This is a genomic window from Pseudomonas sp. S8, from assembly GCF_050473925.1.
Classification (GTDB): domain Bacteria; phylum Pseudomonadota; class Gammaproteobacteria; order Pseudomonadales; family Pseudomonadaceae; genus Aquipseudomonas; species Aquipseudomonas parakoreensis.
This window is the reverse complement of sequence record NZ_JBFDVZ010000016.1, coordinates 1978229-1999990: the sequence shown is the minus strand read 5'-3', so window position 1 is coordinate 1999990 and position 21762 is coordinate 1978229. Positions and strand designations below refer to the sequence as shown.

Here is a 21762-nt window from a genome sequence, read left to right as displayed (position 1 = left end):
CATTGGAATGCGTTTCCTTGTAGGAGCTGCCGCAGGCTGCGATCTTTTGATCTTGGCTTTTAGATTGCGGGAGCGGGCAGGGCCGGCGGCGGGGCAAAGTCGAACGGCGCCAGGGCAAACCCGTTCTCATCCACCTGCAGCGCCCAACCCTGACGATCCCAATCCCCCAGCACAATCCGCTTCGCCGCCTGCTCGCCGAGCTGCAGCTTGTGGATCGCCGGGCGATGGGTATGGCCGTGAATCAGGGTTTTCACCCCGTATTGCTGCATGATCCGCGGAATTTCCTCCGGGGTGACATCGACAATGTCGTTGGCCTTCATCCGCGTCTGCGCACGGCTTTCGCTGCGCAGCTTGCGCGCCAGTTTGTGGCGGGTGCTCAGTGGCAGGTGGCGCAGGATGAACAGGGTGATCGGGTTACGCAGGTAGCGCCGTAGCTTCATGTAGGCTTCGTCGCGGGTGCACAGGCTGTCGCCGTGCATCAGCAGCACCGGCTCGCCGTAAAACTGCACGACACTCGGGTCCTTCAACAGCGTACAGCCGGCTGCTTTGCAGAAGGCCTTGCCGAGCAGGAAGTCGCGATTGCCGTGCATCAGAAAGATTGCCGTGCCGCTGTCGCTCAATTGGCGCAGGGCCTGGCAGATGGAACGCTGGAAGGGCGTCATGGCGTCGTCGCCAATCCACGCTTCGAAGAAGTCGCCGAGGATGTACAACGCACTCGCCGAGCGGGCGCGTCCGGCGAGCAAATCCAGAAACGCCCGGGTGATGTCCGGGCGCTCCTCTTCCAGATGCAAATCTGAAATCAGCAATATCACGCTTCGATGATCTCGGCTTTCTCGATGATCACGTCGTCTTTCGGCACGTCCTGGTGACCGGCCTTGGAAGTGGTGGCAACGCCTTCGATCTTGTCGACGACGTCGGTACCGGCAACCACTTTACCGAACACGGCATAACCCCAGCCCTGAGCGGTCTTGGCGGTGTGGTTGAGGAAGCTGTTGTTGGTGGCGTTGATGAAGAACTGCGCCGAGGCCGAATGCGGGTCCATGGTGCGGGCCATGGCAACGGTGTACTTCTCGTTCTTCAGACCGTTGTCAGCTTCGTTCTGAATGCTTGGGCTCTTGTCTTTCTTTTCCTGCATGCCAGGTTCGAAACCGCCGCCCTGGATCATGAAGCCCTTGATCACGCGGTGGAACACCACGTTCTCGTAGTGACCTTTCTTAACGTATTCGATGAAGTTGGCAGCGGTGATCGGCGCTTTTTCCGCGTCCAGTTCGATGACGATGTCGCCGTAGTTGGTGGTCAGTTTGACTTGAGTCATGATCGCTACTCTTTATAAGGAATTCGTGGTTCTGGGACATTCAGCCCCGCAACCGGTTCAGCCTGCATCGGCCAAGGTGCGCAGTTTAGCGTGACAGGCGCGAATTTCGAGGCTGTTTTTCCAAAACCCGTCGATTAAATGCACGCCTTTATAGGCCGCGCTCTGTCAGCCCCTTGACAGCATCGGCTATGATAGCGGCTTTGTTTTGTCTGGCCCCCTTTGCGGCCGCGCACATGTAAGTCAAGGATCCTATGAGCAAGCCCACTGTCGACCCTACCTCGAATGCCAAGTCCGGCCCTGCCGTGCCGGTCAATTTCCTGCGGCCGATCATCCAGGCAGACCTGGACTCGGGCAAGCACACCCAGATCGTCACCCGTTTTCCGCCTGAGCCCAACGGCTACCTGCACATCGGCCACGCCAAGTCGATCTGTGTGAACTTCGGCCTGGCCCAGGAGTTCGGCGGCGTCACGCACCTGCGTTTCGACGATACCAACCCGGCCAAGGAAGACCAGGAATACATCGACGCGATCGAATCCGACGTCAAGTGGCTGGGCTTTGAGTGGTCCGGCGAAGTGCGCTACGCCTCGCAGTATTTCGACCAGTTGCACGACTGGGCGGTCGAGCTGATCAAGGCCGGCAAGGCCTACGTCGACGACCTGACGCCGGAGCAGGCCAAGGAATACCGTGGCAGCCTGACCGAGCCGGGCAAGAACAGCCCGTTCCGCGACCGTTCGGTGGAAGAGAACCTCGACTGGTTTGCGCGCATGCGCGCCGGTGAGTTCCCGGACGGTGCCCGCGTGCTGCGCGCCAAGATCGACATGGCCTCGCCGAACATGAACCTGCGCGACCCGATCATGTACCGCATCCGCCACGCCCATCACCATCAGACCGGTGACAAGTGGTGCATCTACCCGAACTACGACTTCACCCACGGTCAGTCGGACGCCATCGAAGGCATCACCCACTCGATCTGCACCCTGGAATTCGAAAGCCATCGTCCGCTGTACGAGTGGTTCCTGGAAAACCTGCCGGTGCCGGCCAACCCGCGCCAGTACGAATTCAGCCGTCTGAACCTGAACTACACCATCACCAGCAAGCGCAAGCTCAAGCAACTGGTCGATGAAAAGCACGTCAATGGCTGGGACGACCCGCGCATGTCGACGCTGTCGGGCTTCCGTCGCCGTGGCTACACGCCGGCGTCGATCCGTAACTTCTGCGACATGATCGGCACCAACCGTTCCGATGGCGTGGTCGACTTCGGCATGCTCGAGTTCAGCATCCGTCAGGACCTGGACGCGAACGCGCCGCGTGCCATGTGCGTGCTGCGTCCGTTGAAAGTCGTGATCACCAACTACCCGGAAGGTCAGGTCGAAAACCTCGAACTGCCGCGTCATCCGCAGAAAGAAGAACTCGGCGTGCGCCAGCTGCCGTTCGCCCGTGAAATCTACATCGACCGCGATGATTTCATGGAAGAACCGCCAAAGGGCTACAAGCGCCTGGAGCCGAACGGCGAAGTGCGTCTGCGCGGCAGCTACGTGATCCGTGCCGACGAAGCGATCAAGGACGCCGACGGCAACATCGTCGAGCTGCGTTGCTCGTACGACCCGGACACCCTCGGCAAGAACCCTGAAGGCCGCAAGGTCAAAGGCGTGATCCACTGGGTGCCGGCCGCTGCCAGCATCGAGTGCGAAGTGCGCCTGTACGATCGCCTGTTCCGTTCCCCGAACCCGGAGAAGGCCGAAGACAGCGCGAGTTTCCTCGACAACATCAACCCTGACTCACTGCAAGTGCTGACCGGTTGTCGTGCTGAGCCATCGCTTGGCAATGCACAGCCGGAAGACCGTTTCCAGTTCGAGCGCGAAGGCTACTTCGTCGCCGACATCAAGGACTCGAAACCAGGTCAGCCGGTATTCAACCGTACCGTGACCCTGCGTGATTCGTGGGGCCAGTGATTTAGCGTCAAGGAAATATAAAGTGCTGACGATCTACAACACGCTCACCAAGAGCAAAGAAGTCTTCAAGCCGCTGGATGGCAACAAGGTGCGCATGTACGTGTGCGGCATGACCGTGTACGACTACTGCCACCTCGGCCACGGCCGCAGCATGGTCGCGTTCGACCTGGTGACCCGCTGGTTGCGGTTCAGCGGTTACGACCTGACCTACGTGCGCAACATCACCGACATCGACGACAAGATCATCAATCGTGCCCGCGAGAACGGTGAGTCGTTCGAAGCGCTGACCGAACGCATGATCGCCGCGATGCACGAAGACGAAGCGCGCCTGAACATCAAGAAGCCGGACATGGAGCCGCGCGCCACGGATCACATTCCGGGCATGCACGCGATGATCCAGACCCTGATCGACAAGGGCTTCGCTTATGCTCCGGGCAATGGCGACGTGTACTACCGCGTTGCCAAATTCATGGGCTACGGCAAGCTGTCGCGCAAGAAGATCGAAGACTTGCGCATCGGCGCGCGCATCGAAGTCGACGAGTCGAAAGAAGACCCGCTGGACTTCGTGCTGTGGAAGGCCGCCAAGCCGGGCGAGCCGAGCTGGGAATCGCCGTGGGGCGCCGGGCGTCCGGGCTGGCACATCGAGTGCTCGGTGATGTCCACCTGCTGCCTGGGTGAAACGTTCGACATTCATGGCGGCGGCAGCGACCTGGAGTTCCCGCACCACGAAAACGAAATCGCCCAGAGCGAAGCGGCCACCGGCAAGACCTACGCCAACGCGTGGATGCATTGCGGCATGATCCGTATCAATGGCGAGAAGATGTCCAAGTCCTTGAACAACTTCTTCACCATTCGCGACGTGCTCGACAAGTACCACCCGGAAGTCGTGCGTTACCTGCTGGTGTCGAGCCACTACCGCAGCGCGATCAACTACTCGGAAGACAACCTCAAGGACGCCAAGGGCGCACTCGAGCGTTTCTACCACGCGTTGAAAGGCTTGCCGAGCGTTGCTCCGGCTGGCGGCGAAGCCTTCGTCGAGCGTTTCACCACGGTGATGAACGACGACTTCGGCACGCCGGAAGCCTGCGCCGTGCTGTTCGAGATGGTGCGTGAGATCAACCGTCTGCGCGAGAACGATCTCGACGCAGCGGCCGGTCTGGCGGCACGTCTGAAAGAACTGGCGAGCGTGCTGGGTGTGTTGCAGCTGGAAGCCGATGATTTCCTGCAAGCGGGCGCCGAAGGGCGTGTCGATGCGGCTGAAGTCGACGCGCTGATTGCTGCACGTCTGGCGGCACGCGCCGGCAAGGACTGGGCCGAATCCGACCGCATCCGCGACCAGCTCACCGCCATGGGCGTGGTGCTGGAAGACGGCAAGGGCGGCACGACCTGGCGTCTGGCTGACTGATTGCCTGATCCGCGTTAAAACAAAACCCGCCTTGTGCGGGTTTTGTTTTTTGGGCTTTGGGTCTTGTGTTGACGCCATCGCTGGCAAGCCAGCTCCCACAAGTTGTTTGTTGTTCACGAGTGTTGCGTATAACCCGAAACCCTGTGGGAGCTGGCTTGCCAGCGATGGGGTCCGCCCAGGCAACCAGTCATTCGGCCTGCCGCAAACGCTTGTAGAGCGTATTTCGGCTCACCCCAAGCCTGCGCGCCAGATGCGAAATATTGCCCCCGGCGGCTTTCAACTCGCGGTTCAACGCCTCCACATCATTCAGATCCAGCCCCAGCGGCTGCACGCTCTCCACCGGCTCCATCTCCAGATCGACAAAAAAGTCATCCGGCAGATGCTCCGGCCGTACCGGTTGTTCCTCGGCCATGGCCAGCGCCACCTGCATCACGCTGCTGACCTGGCGCAGATTGCCTGGCCATGGATGACGACTGAACAACTCCAGCACTTCGCGGCTGAGCCCGGCCCATTGTGTCGGTTCACGATGCTGCTCCCACAGGCGTTTGAACAGCGCCTCCTTGTCACTGCGCTCTCTGAGCGGCGGCAGTTCCAGTGTCAAACCGCCAATTCGGTAGTACAAGTCCTCACGAAATCGGCCCAATTGCACTTGCTCGCGTAAAGAGCGGTTGGTCGCCGAGATGATCCGCAAGTCCACCGCGAACAACTCGCTGCTGCCCACCGGTTGCACGCAGCGCTCCTGCAACACCCGCAACAACCGCGCCTGAGTCGGCAACGGCATGTCGCCGATTTCGTCGAGGAAAAGGGTGCCTTTGTCGGCTTTGCGGATCAGGCCGATGCTGCCTTTCTGGTTGGCGCCGGTGAACGCGCCTTTTTCATAGCCGAACAGTTCTGATTCCACCAGTTCGGCGGGGATCGCCGCGCAGTTGACGGCGATGAATGCCTGTTTGCTGCGCGAACTGGCTTGGTGCAGCGCTTTGACGAAGACTTCCTTGCCGACCCCGGTTTCGCCGTGGATCAACAGTGGAATGTCTTTCTCCAGCAGGCGTTCGGCCTGGCGCACGGCTTTTTCTACGCGGCTGTCACCAAAATGCAGAGAGTTGAGGCTGATCACGCCCGGCGCTTTGATCGGCGCCGTTTTCGCTTCGGCAAATACCCGAGGCTGAATCGGCGCCTGTTGCGGTCGCTTCAACAGGCACTGGAAACGGTTGCGCCCTGAGGTCTGCAAGGCAAACGGCAAGCCGTCCGGCTGATTCAGCAGCTCCAGCAGCGACACGTTGAACAGGCTCTCGACACTGACCCGCGACAGGCGCACGCCAAGCAGATTGTCCGCGCGGCGATTTGCCGACAGCACTTGACCGCTCTCATCGAAAATCAGCAAACCGGCCCATTGACTGTCGAGGTTGTTCAACCCGGTGTTGAAGGTTAGCTGAAAGTGCTGACCGTGGAACAGGTTGAGGATCAGCCGGTTCTCCACGGTCTGGCTCATCATCTTGACCATGCCCAAGGTGTGCGAGGGCGGCAGGTAGCTGTCGCTGGACACGTCGAGCACGGCGATGACCTTGCGCTCGGCATCGAAAATCGGCGCGGCGGAACCGGTCATGAAACGGTTGGCTTTCAGAAAGTGTTCATCGTGCTCGATGTGCACCGCTTGCTCGCAGGCCAGCGCGGTGCCGATGGCATTGGTGCCGCTGCAGCGTTCCATCCAGCTCGCCCCGGCGCGAAAACCCCGGGCCAGGTTCGGCTCGATAAAGCGCTGGGTGCCCCAGGATGTCAGCACCTGGCCGTGGTGGTCAGCGAGCATGATCAGGCAATTGGAGTTGCTCAGAATGTTCTCGTAGTACGGCAGCACTTCCTGATGCGTGGTTTGCACCAGTGAGTGGTGACGGTCGAGCAATTGCGCAATGCCGGCGGCAGGCAGTTGGTCGAAGGCCGGGGCACTTTGATGGTCGAGGCCGAAGGCGCGGCAACGTTGCCAGGAGGTCTGGACAATCGCGTCGTGGGACAGCGGCGGAGCAGGTGCGGCCATGGTGGTGGGCCTCTGATGCAGCATTCTTATTATTTTTATGCGATCCCCTGTAGGAGCTGCCGAAGGCTGCGATCTTTTGACTTTGACTTTAAAAAACAAGATCAAAAGATCGCAGCCTTCGGCAGCTCCTACAGGAAGGTGAGCAGCCCGTAGAGTGTTGTTCACTATTGTTCATTGTCAATCGCCCAACTGTTCAAATGTGTTCAGCAATGAACGCCAGATCCCCGCGTTTTCAGCCCTTTTCACGACAAATCAACCACTTGCCATTTCTGGCACGAATGTCGCTCTGCTGCACAGGTCGCTTGACTCCAAATAATAAAAAAGGCCGAGCCATGTCACTCACCCTGGAGCACGTCAGCCGCACCGTCGAGGGCCAGACCTGGATCGACGATGCCTGCCTGACCTTCGAACCCGGATCCTTCAACGTTCTGCTCGGCCGCACGCTGTCCGGCAAGACCAGCCTGATGCGTTTGATGGCCGGCCTGGACAAGCCCGACAGCGGCCGCGTCCTGATGAACGGCGTCGACGTCACTCAGCGCCCAGTGCGCCTGCGCAACGTGTCGATGGTCTATCAGCAGTTCATCAATTACCCGACCATGACCGTGTTCGAGAACATCGCCTCGCCGCTGCGTCAGGCCGGTGTCGCCAAGGACATCATCCACAGCAAGGTGCAGGAAACCGCACGGATGCTGCGCATCGAGAAGTTTCTGCAGCGCTATCCGCTGGAGCTGTCCGGCGGTCAGCAGCAGCGCACGGCGATGGCCCGGGCGCTGGTCAAGGATGCCGAACTGATCCTGTTCGACGAGCCGCTGGTCAACCTCGACTACAAGCTGCGCGAAGAACTGCGCCAAGAGATGCGCGAGCTGTTCAAGGCCCGCCACACCATCGCGATCTACGCCACCACCGAGCCCAACGAAGCGTTGGCCTTGGGCGGCACCACGACCATTCTTCACGAAGGCCGGGTGATCCAGAGCGGCCCGTCGACTTCGGTGTATCACCAGCCGCAAACCGTGTTGGCGGCGGAGTTGTTCTCCGAGCCGCCGATCAACCTGATGCCCGGGCGCATTGCCGGCAACGAAGTCAGCTTTGCCAACTTCGTGCACTTCCCGTTGAACGTCGATCTACGGCCGGTGGGCGAGGGCGAATTCCGCTTCGGCGTGCGCCCCAGCCACATTTCGCTGGTGCCGAGCAACGATGACGATCTGGAACTGGCGGTCACCGTCGAGGTGGCCGAGATCAGCGGTTCGGAAACCTTCCTGCACGTGCGCAACGAACATTTCCTGCTGGTGCTGCACCTGCCCGGGGTTCACGAATACGACGTTGATGCACCGATCCGCATTTACATCCCGACCCACAAACTGTTCGTGTTCGATGCGCAGGGCCGTCTGGTGCAGGCACCGGGCCGGCGTGTCGCGAGGGTTGCCTGATGGCCGAAATTCGTTTGCAGCACCTGGCCCACAGCTACAGCAAGCAGCCGAGCGGGCCTGACGATTACGCGATCCGCGAAATGGACCATATTTGGGAGCAGGGCGGCGCCTATGCCTTGCTCGGCCCTTCGGGTTGCGGCAAGTCGACGTTGCTCAACATCATTTCCGGCCTGCTCAGCCCCTCGCAGGGGCATGTGCTGTTCGATGGCAAAGCGGTCAATGACCTGACCCCGGAGAAGCGCAACATCGCCCAGGTGTTCCAGTTCCCGGTGGTCTACGACACCATGACCGTGTTCGACAACCTGGCTTTTCCCCTGAGAAATCAGGGCATGGCCGAGGCGAAAGTGCACAGCAAAGTGCAGGAAATCGCCGAAGTCCTCGACCTGCAAAACCTGCTGAGCAAGAAGGCCCGCAACCTCACCGCTGACGAAAAGCAGAAAGTCTCCATGGGCCGTGGCCTGGTGCGTGACGATGTCTCGGCAATCCTCTTCGACGAACCGCTGACGGTGATCGACCCGCACCTGAAGTGGAAGCTGCGACGCAAGCTCAAGCAGATCCACGAGCAGTTCAACATCACCATGGTCTACGTCACCCACGATCAACTGGAGGCCTCGACCTTCGCCGACAAGATCGCGGTGATGTACGGCGGCCAGATCGTGCAGTTCGGCACCCCGCGGGAATTGTTCGAGCGGCCGAGCCACACCTTTGTCGGCTACTTCATCGGCAGCCCGGGGATGAACCTGATCGAGGTGCAGCCGCAGCCGGGCGGGGTCGGTTTCGCTTCGACGCACCTGCCACTGTCCGACGCCTTGCAGCGGCATATCGAACATGGTCAGTGGAAAAATCTGAAGGTCGGCATCCGCCCGGAGTTCATCCATGTCTGGGACGAGCCGTTTGACGAAGCGATGCAGGCGCGGGTGGTTCACGTCGAAGACCTGGGCACCTACAAGATCCTCACCCTCGACCTCGACGGCGCGCCGTTGAAGGTGCGTCTGGCCGAAGACAAACCGGTGCCGCAAGGCACCGCGTACATCAGCTTTCCGGCGCAGTGGCTGATGGTCTACGCCGACGAATTTCTTCTTGAAGACACCGACTCTACCGAGGTGCAGCCATGAACAAGGTGCAGAACAACAAGGCCTGGTGGCTGGTGTTGCCGGTGTTTCTGCTGGTGGCGTTCAGTGCGGTGATCCCGATGATGACCGTGGTCAACTATTCGGTGCAGGACATTTTCGACCAGTCCAGCCGCTACTTCGTCGGTGCCGACTGGTACAAGCAGGTGCTGCTCGATCCGCGTCTGCATGACTCGTTGCTGCGCCAGTTCATCTACTCGGCCTGCGTGCTGTTGATTGAAATTCCGCTGGGTATCGCCGTCGCCCTGACCATGCCGACCAAGGGGCGCTGGTCGTCAGTGGTGCTGATCATCCTGGCGATTCCGCTGCTGATCCCGTGGAACGTGGTCGGCACCATCTGGCAGATCTTCGGCCGCGCCGACATCGGTCTGCTCGGGTCGAGCCTGAATGCGCTGGGCATCAGCTACAACTACGCGGCCAACACCATGGACGCCTGGGTCACGGTGCTGGTGATGGACGTCTGGCACTGGACTTCGCTAGTGGCGCTGCTGTGTTTCTCCGGGTTGCGGGCGATTCCTGACGTGTATTACCAGGCGGCGCGCATCGACCGCGCCTCGGCCTGGGCGGTGTTCCGCCATATTCAGTTGCCCAAGCTGAAGAGCGTGCTGCTGATCGCGGTGATGCTGCGCTTCATGGACAGTTTCATGATTTACACCGAGCCGTTCGTGCTCACCGGTGGCGGGCCGGGTAATGCCACGACCTTCCTCAGTCAGACCTTGACGCAGATGGCGGTCGGCCAATTCGATCTGGGCCCGGCAGCGGCGTTTTCGCTGGTGTATTTCCTGATCATCCTGCTGGTCTCGTGGCTGTTCTACACCGCCATGACCCATTCCGACGCCAATCGCTGAGGGCCCGGCCATGCACAAAAGAAAGCTGATTCCGTTGCTGGTGTACATCCTGTTCCTGCTCGTGCCGATCTACTGGCTGCTGAACATGTCGTTCAAGAGCAACACCGAAATCCTCGGCGGGTTGACCCTGTTTCCGCAGGATTTCACCTGGCACAACTACAAGGTGATTTTCACCGACCCGAGCTGGTACACCGGTTATCTCAATTCGCTGTATTACGTCAGCCTCAACACGGTGATCTCGCTGAGTGTGGCGTTGCCGGCGGCGTACGCGTTTTCGCGCTATCGCTTCCTCGGCGACAAGCACTTGTTCTTTTGGTTGCTGACCAACCGCATGGCGCCGCCGGCGGTGTTTCTGTTGCCGTTCTTTCAGTTGTATTCGTCGATCGGGCTGTTCGATACGCACATCGCCGTGGCACTCGCGCACTGCCTGTTCAACGTGCCGCTGGCGGTTTGGATTCTTGAGGGGTTCATGTCCGGGGTGCCCAAGGAAATCGACGAAACCGCGTACATCGACGGCTACAGCTTCCCCAAGTTCTTCGTGAAGATTTTCATCCCGCTGATCGGCTCCGGGATCGGCGTCACGGCGTTCTTCTGCTTCATGTTTTCCTGGGTCGAACTGCTGCTGGCGCGCACGCTGACCTCGGTGAATGCCAAGCCGATTGCCGCGGTGATGACCCGCACCGTGTCGGCCTCGGGCATCGACTGGGGCGTGCTGGCCGCGGCGGGGGTGCTGACCATCCTGCCGGGCATGCTGGTGATCTGGTTTGTTCGCAACCACGTGGCCAAGGGCTTTGCCCTCGGTCGGGTCTGAGGAACGCATGATGGAATGGATGAGCTGGACCACCCCCACGGCGGGGTTCTTTATTGCCATCGGCCTGTTGCTGGTGGGCATGACCACCTGGGAACTGCGCTCGCCGAGCATCCTGCGACGCGGTTTTCTGCCGATTGCCACCACCCGTGGCGATCGCTTGTTCATCGGTCTTCTCGGCAGCGCCTACCTGCATCTGCTGGTAATCGGCGTCACCGACTGGAGCATCTGGGTGGCGTCCGCGCTGTCTCTGGTGTGGCTGTTGGTTGTGATGCGCTGGGGCTAGTCGAGTCGCTCGGCAATCGTGCTCCGAAACTCTAACTGGAGGTCTCTATGTTCGATAAAAACAATAAGCTGCGACATAGCATTTCATTGGCAGCCATGCTCGCACTCAGCGGTTTGAGCGCTTCGGCCTGGGCCGATGCCTACGAAGACGCTGCGAAAAAATGGATTGGCAGCGAGTTCAAGCCGTCGACCCTGACGGCCGATCAGCAGCTCGAAGAACTGAAGTGGTTCATCAAGGCCGCCGAGCCGTTTCGCGGCATGGAAATCAAAGTGGTTTCCGAGACCCTGACCACCCACGAATACGAGTCCAAGGTGCTGGCCAAGGCCTTCACCGAAATCACCGGGATCAAGCTCACCCACGACCTGCTGCAAGAAGGCGACGTGGTGGAAAAAATGCAGACGGTGATGCAGTCGGACAAGAACATCTACGACGGTTGGGTCAACGACTCGGATTTGATCGGTACGCACTTTCGCTACGGCAAGACCGAGTCGATCACTGACCTGATGGCCAACGAAGGCAAGAACTTCACTTCGCCGACCCTCGACATCAAGGATTTCATCGGCATCTCGTTCACCACCGCGCCGGACGGCAAGGTTTATCAACTGCCCGACCAGCAGTTCGCCAACCTGTACTGGTTCCGCGCCGACTGGTTCGAACGCGCCGACCTGAAAGCCAAGTTCAAGGAAAAGTACGGCTACGAACTCGGCGTGCCGGTGAACTGGTCGGCCTATGAAGACATCGCCAAATTCTTCAGCGAAGACGTCAAGGAAATCGACGGCAAACGCGTCTACGGCCACATGGACTACGGCAAGAAAGACCCGTCGCTGGGCTGGCGCTTCACCGATGCCTGGTTCTCCATGGCCGGTGGCGGCGACAAGGGCTTGCCCAACGGTCTGCCGGTGGACGAGTGGGGGATTCGCGTCGAGGACTGCCATCCGGTCGGTTCCAGCGTGACCCGTGGCGGCGACACCAACGGACCTGCGGCGGTGTTCGCCACGCAGAAATATGTCGATTGGCTCAAGGCTTACGCGCCACCGGAAGCGGCGGGCATGACCTTCTCCGAGTCCGGCCCGGTGCCATCGCAAGGCAACATCGCCCAGCAGATCTTCTGGTACACCGCGTTCACCGCCGACATGACCAAACCGGGCCTGCCGGTGGTCAACGCCGACGGCACGCCGAAATGGCGGATGGCGCCGTCGCCGCGCGGGCCGTATTGGGAAGAGGGCATGAAGCTCGGCTATCAGGACGTGGGTTCGTGGACGTTCATGAAGTCCACGCCTGAGAAACAGAAACTCGCGGCGTGGCTGTACGCGCAATTCGTCACCTCGAAAACCGTATCGCTGAAGAAAACCATCGTCGGCCTGACGCCGATCCGCGAGTCGGACATCAACTCGCAGGCGATGACCGATCTGGCGCCGAAGCTCGGTGGCCTGGTCGAGTTCTACCGCAGCCCGGCCCGCGTGCAATGGACCCCGACCGGGACCAACGTGCCGGACTATCCGCGTCTGGCGCAATTGTGGTGGAGCCACATCGCCGAAGCGGCCAGCGGCGAGAAGACTCCGCAGCAGGCGCTGGATGGCCTGGCCAAGGATCAGGACGCGATCATGACGCGTCTGGAACGCTCCAAGGCGCAAGCCACGTGCGCCCCGAAAATGAACCCGGAACGTGACGCGCAATACTGGTTCGACCAACCGGGCGCACCGAAACCGAAACTGGCCAACGAGAAGCCGAAGGGCGAGACCGTGAGCTACAACGAACTGCTGAAATCGTGGGCGGATGCGCGTAAGTGATGGTTGATGTGTGAAAGGCTAACGGCACCGTAAGGTGCCGTTTTTTTTGTTGCCTGATCTACCGTAATCGCTTGCAGGCAAGCTCCCACAGGTTTCAGTGGTGTCCACAACCCCCAAAAACACCCCGACACTCTGTAGGAGCTGCCGCAGGCTGCGATCTTTTGCTCCTGATCTTCAAAGGCCAAGGCAAAAGATCGCAGCCTGCGGCAGCTCCTACAGGACATCGGTCAATGCCAGCTTCATGCTGAATTTCTTCAAAGGTATCAAGCGTGGCGTCAGGCCCGGGTACACCGCGATTCACTGTGGGAGCTGGCTTGCCAGCGATAGCGGTGTGTCAAAAAAATAAGGATGTGACTGACCCGCCGTCATCGCTGGCAAGCCAGCTCCCACAAGTTTGCGTGTCGTCCAAAAAACTCAAAAACACCCCGATCCCTGTAGGAGCTGCCGCAGGCTGCGATCTTTTGATTCTGATCTTCAAAGGCTAAGGCAAAAGATCGCAGCCTGCGGCAGCTCCTACAGGACACCGGTCAATGCCAGCTTCATGCTTGGTATCGAGCATGGCGTCAGGCCCGGGTACACCGCAGATCACTGTGGGAGCTTGCCTGCAAGCGATGAGGCCATGTGTGTCGCCGCAGGAAAACCGAGGCGGAATACGGTCATGACGCCGGGCAAGCTCTTCACCTCCGCCACCCCCTGATGCAGGCTCATGATCGAGCGCACGATTGCCAGGCCCAGCCCGGTGCTGCCCTGCGAGCGCGAGCGGGCACTGTCGACGCGATAGAAGCGGTCGAACAGGTGCGGCAGGTGTTGCGCCTCGATGCCGACGCCGGGATTGCTCACCAGCAGTGAAGCCTGCGTTGCGCCTTGCTCGATCAGCAAGGTGATGGTTTTGCCGTTCGGGCAATGGCGCAGCGCGTTGGACAGCAGATTGGAAATCGCCCGCTGAATCATCAGTCGATCGCCCAACACCGAGGCGCTGCCGACAACATTCAAGTGAATCTGCTTGTCCTGCGCCGCCAGCGAAAACATCTCCGCGACCTTCGCCGCTTCTGCCTCCAGCGCCACCGCTTCAAATGGCGCCAGTGCCGACGGATGACTGACCTGCGCCAAAAACAGCATGTCCGAGACAATCCGCGCCACGCGCTCCAGCTCCTCGGTGCAGGACACCAGCACGTCCTTGTACTCCTCGGTCGTACGCTCGCGGGACAGCGTCACCTGGGCCTTGCCCATCAGGTTGTTGATCGGCGTGCGCAGCTCATGCGCCAGGTCATCGGAGAACTGTGACAACTGCTGCACCCCGGCATCGAGGCGATGCAGCATGAAGTTGATGCCCTGCGCCAGTTCGCTCAACTCCTGCGGCATGTTCACCACCGACAGCCGATGCTCCAGATCCTGCGTCGAGACCATCGCCGCCACTTTGCGAAACTCGCGCAGCGGCGCCAGTCCGCGCTGCACCGCGCCCCAGGCTGTGAGGCCGATGAACATCAACAGCAACGGCAACGCGATCAGCGTCGAGCGCAGATAAGCACTGAGCAGCGCTTGATCATGCGCGTTGTCCATCGACAGCAGCACCGGCACGCTGCTGCCGTCCTTGAGGCGAATCAGCTTCGATGCGGTGAGGAACCGCGCGCCTTCGGCATCGCTGCTGTCGCTGTAGGTCAGTTGATCGGTGGTCCCGCGAACCGCTCTGAGCTCCACCCGTGGGTCGGTGAGTCCCGAGCCGGATTTGAGCAGCGGCGAACGCAGGTTCGAATGGTCATAAATCGTCAGCGTCAGGTTGTCATGGCCCATGACCTGATCGAGCAGAATGTGCGGTTTGCCGCTGACTTCATTGGCGTCGACGTACAGCGACAGGCTGTGCTCCACCTGCGCCATCTTCTTTTGCAGGCTGTCGCGCGACAGCGCATTCAGCTCATGAGTCAGGGCGAAATAGGCAAGGATCGCCAGAAACACCACCAGCAGCGCGCCGAGAATACTCACCGTCAAACCGAGGCGCATCGACAGGCTGGCCGGCTTCATTCCCGCGCCTCCAGCACGTAGCCGACACCGCGCAGGGTGTGGATCAGCTTGTTGGCGAACGGGTCGTCGATCTTCGCCCGCAAACGGCGGATCGACACTTCGACCACGTTGGTGTCGCAGTCGAAATTCATGTCCCACACCAGCGAGATGATTTGCGTACGGGTCAGCACCTCGCCGGACTGGCGCATCAACAAGTGCAGCAGGGCGAATTCCTTGGTGGTCAGGTCGATGCGCTGCGCCCCCCGAAACGCCCGATGCCGGCCCGGATCCAGTTCCAGATCAGCGACTTTCAACACCTGCGGCACTGGTATGTTTTCGCTGCGGCGCATCAGGGTGCGCACCCGCGCCAGCAGTTCGGGAAACTCGAACGGCTTGACCAGATAGTCGTCGGCGCCCAGATCCAGACCGCGAATCTTGTCCGCCAGCCGCCCGCGCGCGGTGAGCATCATCACCCGTGTGGAGTGGGTGCGGCGCAGTTGTTCCAGGACGCCCCAGCCGTCCAGTTCCGGCAAGTTCACGTCGAGAATGATCAGGTCGTACGTCTGCTGTTGCGCCAGATGCAAGCCATCGGCACCGGTGGCGGCGTGGTCAACGATATAACCACTTTCGGTCAAACCCTGATGCAAGTATTCGGCAGCTTTAAGCTCGTCCTCGACGACAAGGATTCGCATGATCTTTCACCACTTTCATTTAATGGATGTTTAATTAAGGCGGTCGGGAAAGTTGTTGTTTTTGTAGGGCCTTGCGCACGTTTCAATAACTTGATGCCAAGCACGGTAAAGGCTGAAGTGGCTACAGGGTCAACGAGCGGAGCCTTTAAAACGGCGTTGCGCGACACCCTGTCGCAGTTTAAAAAGCAAATTTCCGCGACTTCGATTTCGGCAAGTGCTGTTTGGCAGATAACCCGTGCGTATGTGTTTCGATGTATTACGACAACGCCTTTTGCACTTCGCATCCTAGAACAAAACAACTTTGCTGAACCGTGGATAACGGATTTGTAATGTTCCAGTCACCTTGTCGATAAGTTCAAAACCCTAACGTGGCGGCATCGAAAAATCCTGAATTAAAGGAAGCCCTCCATTGCCCGGTTTAATTGAACTGACGGCGCGATCACGCCTGAACAAAACCGCCAGCGGCCTCTTGTTGCTGGCGTGCAGCAGCCTGACCAGCGCATCGGCCCTGACGCTGGATCAGGCGCTGCAAAGTGCCTTCGCCGGCAACCCCGATCTCGCCGCCGCGCAGTGGGAAATCGGCATTGCCGAGGGCGATCGGCAACAGGCCGGGCTGATCCCCAATCCCGAGGTGTCGTGGGAGGCCGAAGACACCCGACGCGGCTCGCGCACCACCACGGTGATGCTCAGTCAGCCGATTGAACTGGGCGGCAAACGCGGCGCGCGCATCGATGTCGCCAGCCGTGCGCAGGATGCCGCCGGTATCGAACTGGAGCGCAAGCGCAATGCCTTGCGCGCCGATGTGATCCAGGCGTTCAACAGCGCGCAAACCGCGCAGCAACGCTTGCAGCTGTCGCGTCAGTCACTGCAACTGGCCGAGCACGGTGTGCGCGTTGCTCAGGGGCGGATCGAGGCCGGCAAATCGTCGCCGGTCGAGGGCACGCGAGCACAGGTGCAGCTCTCGGAAGTGCGCCTGGAAGTGAGCCGCGCCGAGCGCGATCAGGCCAACGCCTATCAGCAACTGGCGCAAGTCATGGGCGCACCGTTGCCGACCTCGACCAATGTGCAAGCCGCGACGCAAAACCTCCCCACGCTGCCACCGCCCAGTCGTTTGCTCGAGCGTCTGAACCAGACTGCCGAGCTGCGTCTGGCGAAGCTGCAGATCGATCAGCGCGATGCATCGCTGGGCCTGGAAAAGTCCCAGCGCATTCCCGACCTGACCGTGAGCATCGGCAGCCAGTACAGCGAAACCGAGCGTGAGCGGGTCAACGTGGTCGGGCTGTCGATGCCGATTCCGCTGTTCAACCGCAATCAGGGCAACGTGCTCGCCGCCGCACGGCGCAGCGATCAGGCGCGGGATCTGCGCAACGCCACCGAGCTGCGTTTGCGCACCGAAGTCCAGACCAGCCTTGAGCAATGGCAGACCGCTAACGGCGAAGTCAAAGCCTTCAACCAGACCATCCTGCCCGCCGCGCAAAGTGCGGTGGACAGCGCCACCCGCGGTTTTGAAATGGGCAAGTTCGGCTTCCTCGACGTACTCGACGCCCAGCGCACCCTGATTGCCGCGCGCAGCCAATACATCCAGGCCGTCAGCGAGGCGACCGACGCCCGCGTGCGCCTCGAACGGATCTTCGGCGACCTGAGCGTCAGCCCTTGAATTTCACTTTTCAGACAACTGCGCGATGGCACGGCGCAGAGGAGTTTCCATGGATAAAAAACTGATGGTGGTCGCGGTCGCGACCTTGGCGTTGGGTATTGGCCTTGGTTCGATGTGGCCGGCCAATTCAACTATCGACGCGCATGCCGATGAGGCTTCCGAACATGCCGATCACGCCGAGGAGGGCGCTGCCGCCGAGGGCGAACATGCCGAAGAAGGCCACATCGAATTGAGCGCCGAGCAGATCGCCGCCGCAGGCATTCAACTGGCCGAGGCGCGGGCGCAAAGCATCAGTCTCGGCTTGTCGTTTCCCGGCGAAGTGCGCTTCGACGAGGACCGCACGGCGCACGTGGTGCCGCGCGTGCCGGGGGTGGTCGAATCGGTGGCGGTCAACCTCGGGCAAGCGGTGAAGAAGGGCCAGTTGCTGGCGGTGATCGCCAGTCAGCAGATTTCCGATCAGCGCAGTGAACAGGCCGCCGCACAACGGCGTCTGGCCTTGGCGCGCACCACTTACGAGCGCGAGAAGAAGCTCTGGCAGGACAAGATTTCCGCCGAACAGGATTTCCTCCAGGCAAAGCAGGCGTTGGAAGAGGCGGAAATCGCCATGAACAACGCCCGGCAAAAAATCAGCGTGCTCAGCGGCAGCGTGGTCGCCACCGGCGGCAATCGCTACGAACTGCGCGCGCCGTTCGACGGCGTGGTGGTGGAAAAACATCTGACGCCGGGGGAGGTGGTCGATGAGACCACCGCGGCTTTCACTCTCTCGGATCTGTCGCGGGTGTGGGTCACGTTCGGTGTCTCGCCCAAGGATCTGACGAAAGTGCAGGTCGGCAAAGCGGTCACCGTCAGCGCGCCGGAATTGAAAGCCGAAGTGACTGGCAGTGTGGCTTATGTCGGCAGTCTGCTCGGCGAACAGACCCGCACTGCGACCGTGCGCGTGACCCTGGAAAACCCGCAAGGCTCGTGGCGACCGGGGCTGTTCGTCAGCGCACGGGTCGCCACTGACAGCCGCGAAGCGAAAGTGGCCGTGCCGGAAACCGCGATCCAGACCGTCGAGGACAAACCCACGGTGTTCGTGCGTACCGACGACGGCTTCAAGGCGCAGGCGGTGGAACTGGGCAGCCGCGCCGCCGGCCACGTGGAAGTCACCCAAGGGCTGGTACCGGGCGTGCAAGTCGCCAGCGCCGGCAGCTTCGTCCTCAAGTCGGAGCTGGGCAAAGCCTCGGCCGAGCACAGTCATTAATTCTGGAAGGTCCCCATGTTCGAACGCCTGATCCAGTTTGCCATCGAGCAGCGCATCATCGTGCTGCTCGCCGTTCTGCTCATGGCCGGCCTCGGCATCGCCAGTTATCAGAAACTGCCGATCGACGCCGTGCCCGACATCACCAACGTCCAGGTGCAGATCAACACCGGCGCCGCCGGGTTCTCGCCGCTGGAAACCGAGCAGCGCATCACTTTCCCGATTGAAACCGCGATGGCCGGTTTGCCGGCGCTGGAGCAGACCCGTTCGCTGTCGCGCTCCGGGCTGTCGCAGGTCACGGTGATCTTCAAGGACGGCACCGACCTGTTCTTCGCCCGCCAACTGGTCAATGAGCGCCTGCAGATCGCCAGGGAGCAATTGCCCGAAGGCGCGGAAGCGCTGATGGGGCCGATTTCCACCGGCCTCGGCGAGATCTTTCTGTGGACGGTGGAGGCGAAGGAAGGCGCGTTGAAGGACGACGGCACAGCCTACACGCCGACCGATCTGCGGGTGATTCAGGACTGGATCATCAAACCGCAATTGCGCAACGTACCGGGGGTGGCGGAGATCAACACCATCGGTGGTTTTGCCAAGGAATACCAGATCGCGCCGGATCCGAAACGCCTTGCTGCGTACAAGCTCACCCTCACCGATCTGATCACCGCGCTGGAGCGCAACAATGCCAACGTTGGCGCCGGTTACATCGAGCGCAGCGGCGAGCAGTTGCTGATCCGCGCACCGGGGCAAGTGGCGAGCACCGAGGACATCGCCAACATCGTCATGGCCAATGTCGATGGCACGCCGATCCGGGTGAAGAACGTCGCCAGCGTGGAAATCGGCCGCGAACTGCGCAGCGGCGCAGCCACGGAAAACGGTCGTGAAGTGGTGCTCGGCACGGTGTTCATGTTGATCGGCGAGAACAGCCGCACCGTCTCGCAAGCGGTGGCCAGCAAGCTCGAACAGATCAATAAATCCCTGCCGCAAGGCGTGATTGCGGTGCCGGTGTACGACCGCACGCACCTGGTCGACAAAGCCATCGCCACGGTGAAAAAAAACCTGATCGAAGGCGCGATTCTGGTGATCGCGATTCTGTTCCTGTTCCTCGGCAACATTCGCGCTGCGCTGATTACCGCGATGGTGATTCCGCTGTCGATGCTGTTCACCTTCACCGGCATGTTCAGCAATAAGGTCAGCGCCAACCTGATGAGCCTCGGCGCGCTGGACTTCGGGATCATCGTCGATGGCGCGGTGGTGATCGTCGAAAATACCCTGCGCCGGTTGGCGCATGCGCAGCAACATCACGGGCGTTTGTTGAGCCGTCCCGAGCGTTTCAAGGAAGTGTTCGCCGCCGCGAAAGAGGCGCGGCGCCCACTGATTTTCGGTCAGTTGATCATCATGGTGGTGTACCTGCCGATCTTCGCCCTGAGTGGCGTCGAAGGGAAAATGTTCCACCCGATGGCGCTCACCGTGGTCATCGCTTTGCTCGGTGCCATGCTGCTGTCGGTGACCTTCGTCCCGGCGGCGATTGCGCTGTTCGTCACCGGCAAGGTCAAGGAAGAAGAGGGCGCGGTCATGCGCGGCGCACGTCGGGTGTATGCGCCGGCGCTGGCCTGGGTCATGGCCCATCGCACGGTTGCGGTGGGCGCGGCGTTGGGCGTGATCGTGCTCAGCGGCGTGCTCACCAGCCGCATGGGCAGCGAGTTTGTACCGAGTCTCAGTGAAGGCGATTTCGCTCTGCAAGCACTGCGCGTGCCGGGTACCAGCCTGACGCAATCGGTGGACATGCAGCAGCGCCTGGAAACCTTGATCCTGGCCAAAGTGCCGGAGGTTGAACGGGTGTTCGCCCGCACCGGCACGGCGGAAATCGCTTCCGACCCGATGCCGCCGAACATCTCTGACAGCTACGTGATGCTCAAACCGAAGGAGCAATGGCCAGACCCGAACAAGTCCCGCGACACCCTGATGGCCGAACTGCAAGCTGCAGCCGCGACACTGCCGGGCAGTAACTATGAACTGTCGCAGCCGATCCAGTTGCGCTTCAACGAACTGATTTCCGGCGTGCGCAGCGATGTCGCGGTCAAGGTGTTCGGCGATGACATGGACGTGCTCAACGCCACGGCAGCGAAGATCGCGGCGGCGATGCAGAAGGTCAATGGCGCGTCTGAAGTGAAGGTCGAGCAGACCACCGGGTTGCCGGTGCTGACTATCAACATTGACCGCGACAAGGCGGCGCGTTACGGGCTCAACGTCGGCGATGTGCAGGACACCATCGCCGTGGCCGTCGGCGGGCGTCAGGCCGGCACCTTGTATGAGGGCGATCGGCGCTTCGACATGGTGGTGCGCTTGTCCGATGCCATGCGCAAGGACATCGAGGGTTTGTCGGCGTTGCTGATTCCGGTGCCGGCACTGAGCGGTGCGGCGAACCAGATTGGTTTTATCGCGCTGAAAGACGTCGCCAGCCTCGACCTGGTGCTCGGGCCGAACCAGGTCAGCCGCGAAAACGGCAAGCGTCTGGTGATCGTCAGCGCCAACGTGCGCGGGCGCGATATCGGCTCGTTCGTCAGCGAAGCGAGTGCGGTGATCGAGCGCGAGGTGCAGGTCCCGGCCGGTTACTGGACCCGTTGGGGCGGGCAGTTCGAGCAACTGCAATCGGCAGCCAAGCGCTTGCAGATTGTGGTGCCGGTGGCGCTGCTGCTGGTGTTCGGCTTGTTGTTCATGATGTTCAACAACCTCAAGGACGGCTTGCTGGTGTTTACCGGGATTCCGTTTGCGTTGACCGGTGGGGTGATGGCGCTGTGGCTGCGGGATATTCCGTTGTCGATTTCGGCAGGCGTCGGGTTTATTGCGCTGTCCGGAGTGGCAGTGCTCAACGGGTTGGTGATGATCGCGTTCATTCGCAATTTGCGCGAGGAAGGGCGGTCGCTGGCCGAGGCGATCAATGTCGGTGCGCTCACGCGGTTGCGGCCGGTATTGATGACGGCGCTGGTGGCGTCGTTGGGTTTCATTCCGATGGCGCTGGCAACCGGCACCGGCGCTGAGGTGCAGCGGCCGCTGGCGACGGTGGTGATTGGCGGGATTCTGTCCTCGACCATTCTCACGCTGCTGATATTGCCGGCGCTGTACCAGATCGCCCATCGCCGGGATGAGGACGTAGTGCCCATCCGGTAGAACAGCACTACCTTTGT

At 60.8% G+C, this 21762-nt stretch carries 16 protein-coding genes; 11 read left to right on the top strand and 5 right to left on the bottom strand.

Translation table 11 applies throughout. From position 1 onward, the window contains the following. Nucleotides 1-59: 59 nt before the first annotated feature. Complete coding sequence (gene lpxH, locus AB1J88_RS10235; RefSeq protein WP_262949223.1) at nucleotides 60-812, bottom strand: UDP-2,3-diacylglucosamine diphosphatase; 753 nt, start codon at nucleotides 810-812, stop codon at nucleotides 60-62. Next, entirely contained in the window at nucleotides 809-1315 is a 507-nt protein-coding gene (locus AB1J88_RS10230) for a peptidylprolyl isomerase (RefSeq protein ID WP_027614639.1), read from the bottom strand. Before AB1J88_RS10230 ends, lpxH begins: the two co-directional genes overlap by 4 nt. Nucleotides 1316-1566: 251 nt before the next feature. Here AB1J88_RS10230 and AB1J88_RS10225 point away from each other — a divergent pair, with 251 nt between their 5' ends. Then, nucleotides 1567-3267, top strand: coding sequence for a glutamine--tRNA ligase/YqeY domain fusion protein (locus AB1J88_RS10225; protein ID WP_047291683.1), 1701 nt, complete (start codon nucleotides 1567-1569; stop codon nucleotides 3265-3267). 22 nt (nucleotides 3268-3289) lie between these two features. Then, on the top strand, nucleotides 3290-4672 hold the full coding sequence (gene cysS, locus AB1J88_RS10220) for a cysteine--tRNA ligase (RefSeq protein ID WP_041073270.1): 1383 nt from the start codon (nucleotides 3290-3292) through the stop codon (nucleotides 4670-4672). Nucleotides 4673-4859: 187 nt separating this feature from the next. Here cysS and AB1J88_RS10215 read toward each other — a convergent pair whose 3' ends face one another. Then, nucleotides 4860-6701 carry a sigma-54-dependent Fis family transcriptional regulator gene (locus AB1J88_RS10215; protein WP_430290984.1) on the bottom strand — a complete coding sequence of 614 codons (1842 nt, stop codon included), beginning with the start codon at nucleotides 6699-6701 and terminating at the stop codon, nucleotides 4860-4862. A gap of 332 nt (nucleotides 6702-7033) precedes the next feature. On the opposite strand from AB1J88_RS10215, the gene AB1J88_RS10210 reads away from it, so the two are divergent. Genes AB1J88_RS10210 through AB1J88_RS10185 form a run of 6 tightly spaced genes read left to right on the top strand, consistent with a single transcriptional unit; the run spans nucleotide 7034 to nucleotide 12990 of the window. After that, nucleotides 7034-8128, top strand: a complete 1095-nt coding sequence (locus AB1J88_RS10210) for an ABC transporter ATP-binding protein (protein WP_047291688.1) — start codon at nucleotides 7034-7036, stop codon at nucleotides 8126-8128. Continuing rightward, nucleotides 8128-9243, top strand: coding sequence for an ABC transporter ATP-binding protein (locus AB1J88_RS10205; RefSeq protein WP_041073275.1), 1116 nt, complete (start codon nucleotides 8128-8130; stop codon nucleotides 9241-9243). Before AB1J88_RS10210 ends, AB1J88_RS10205 begins: the two co-directional genes overlap by 1 nt. After that, nucleotides 9240-10106 (top strand): carbohydrate ABC transporter permease, encoded by an 867-nt coding sequence (locus tag AB1J88_RS10200; protein WP_007961995.1) that lies wholly within the window; start codon nucleotides 9240-9242, stop codon nucleotides 10104-10106. Before AB1J88_RS10205 ends, AB1J88_RS10200 begins: the two co-directional genes overlap by 4 nt. 10 nt (nucleotides 10107-10116) lie before the next feature. Next, nucleotides 10117-10917, top strand: a complete 801-nt coding sequence (locus tag AB1J88_RS10195; protein WP_041073277.1) for a carbohydrate ABC transporter permease — start codon at nucleotides 10117-10119, stop codon at nucleotides 10915-10917. 10 nt (nucleotides 10918-10927) lie between these two features. After that, a complete protein-coding gene (locus AB1J88_RS10190; protein ID WP_027614647.1) occupies nucleotides 10928-11200 on the top strand; it encodes a DUF2160 domain-containing protein in 273 nt (90 codons plus the stop codon). Between the two features lie 47 nt (nucleotides 11201-11247). Beyond that, nucleotides 11248-12990, top strand: a complete 1743-nt coding sequence (locus AB1J88_RS10185; RefSeq protein ID WP_430290983.1) for a carbohydrate ABC transporter substrate-binding protein — start codon at nucleotides 11248-11250, stop codon at nucleotides 12988-12990. 585 nt (nucleotides 12991-13575) lie between these two features. On the opposite strand, the gene AB1J88_RS10180 is transcribed toward AB1J88_RS10185, so the two are convergent. Together AB1J88_RS10180 and AB1J88_RS10175 are read right to left on the bottom strand one after the other, a co-directional pair. Further along, a complete protein-coding gene (locus AB1J88_RS10180; RefSeq protein WP_430290982.1) occupies nucleotides 13576-15009 on the bottom strand; it encodes a heavy metal sensor histidine kinase in 1434 nt (477 codons plus the stop codon). After that, nucleotides 15006-15680, bottom strand: a complete 675-nt coding sequence (locus AB1J88_RS10175) for a heavy metal response regulator transcription factor (RefSeq protein WP_095666954.1) — start codon at nucleotides 15678-15680, stop codon at nucleotides 15006-15008. The genes AB1J88_RS10180 and AB1J88_RS10175 overlap by 4 nt, the downstream gene beginning before the upstream one ends. A gap of 409 nt (nucleotides 15681-16089) precedes the next feature. On the opposite strand from AB1J88_RS10175, the gene AB1J88_RS10170 reads away from it, so the two are divergent. The 3 genes from AB1J88_RS10170 to AB1J88_RS10160 are packed head-to-tail and all read left to right on the top strand — an operon-like array spanning nucleotide 16090 to nucleotide 21745. Then, nucleotides 16090-17337 carry a TolC family protein gene (locus AB1J88_RS10170; protein ID WP_430290981.1) on the top strand — a complete coding sequence of 416 codons (1248 nt, stop codon included), beginning with the start codon at nucleotides 16090-16092 and terminating at the stop codon, nucleotides 17335-17337. Between the two features lie 49 nt (nucleotides 17338-17386). Next, nucleotides 17387-18580, top strand: coding sequence for an efflux RND transporter periplasmic adaptor subunit (locus AB1J88_RS10165; protein ID WP_430290980.1), 1194 nt, complete (start codon nucleotides 17387-17389; stop codon nucleotides 18578-18580). 15 nt (nucleotides 18581-18595) lie between these two features. Further along, complete coding sequence (locus tag AB1J88_RS10160) at nucleotides 18596-21745, top strand: CusA/CzcA family heavy metal efflux RND transporter (protein ID WP_430290979.1); 3150 nt, start codon at nucleotides 18596-18598, stop codon at nucleotides 21743-21745. Nucleotides 21746-21762 lie beyond the last annotated feature (17 nt).

Bases quoted from the DNA above. Each gene is read 5' to 3' on its own strand.
- AB1J88_RS10230 (WP_027614639.1), bottom strand. From the start codon at position 1,315: ATGACTCAAGTCAAACTGACCACCAACTACGGCGACATCGTCATCGAA.
- AB1J88_RS10225 (WP_047291683.1), top strand. From the start codon at position 1,567: ATGAGCAAGCCCACTGTCGACCCTACCTCGAATGCCAAGTCCGGCCCT.
- AB1J88_RS10215 (WP_430290984.1), bottom strand. From the start codon at position 6,701: ATGGCCGCACCTGCTCCGCCGCTGTCCCACGACGCGATTGTCCAGACC.
- AB1J88_RS10210 (WP_047291688.1), top strand. From the start codon at position 7,034: ATGTCACTCACCCTGGAGCACGTCAGCCGCACCGTCGAGGGCCAGACC.
- AB1J88_RS10205 (WP_041073275.1), top strand. From the start codon at position 8,128: ATGGCCGAAATTCGTTTGCAGCACCTGGCCCACAGCTACAGCAAGCAG.
- AB1J88_RS10200 (WP_007961995.1), top strand. From the start codon at position 9,240: ATGAACAAGGTGCAGAACAACAAGGCCTGGTGGCTGGTGTTGCCGGTG.
- AB1J88_RS10195 (WP_041073277.1), top strand. From the start codon at position 10,117: ATGCACAAAAGAAAGCTGATTCCGTTGCTGGTGTACATCCTGTTCCTG.
- AB1J88_RS10190 (WP_027614647.1), top strand. From the start codon at position 10,928: ATGGAATGGATGAGCTGGACCACCCCCACGGCGGGGTTCTTTATTGCC.
- AB1J88_RS10185 (WP_430290983.1), top strand. From the start codon at position 11,248: ATGTTCGATAAAAACAATAAGCTGCGACATAGCATTTCATTGGCAGCC.
- AB1J88_RS10180 (WP_430290982.1), bottom strand. From the start codon at position 15,009: ATGAAGCCGGCCAGCCTGTCGATGCGCCTCGGTTTGACGGTGAGTATT.
- AB1J88_RS10175 (WP_095666954.1), bottom strand. From the start codon at position 15,680: ATGCGAATCCTTGTCGTCGAGGACGAGCTTAAAGCTGCCGAATACTTG.
- AB1J88_RS10165 (WP_430290980.1), top strand. From the start codon at position 17,387: ATGGATAAAAAACTGATGGTGGTCGCGGTCGCGACCTTGGCGTTGGGT.
- AB1J88_RS10160 (WP_430290979.1), top strand. From the start codon at position 18,596: ATGTTCGAACGCCTGATCCAGTTTGCCATCGAGCAGCGCATCATCGTG.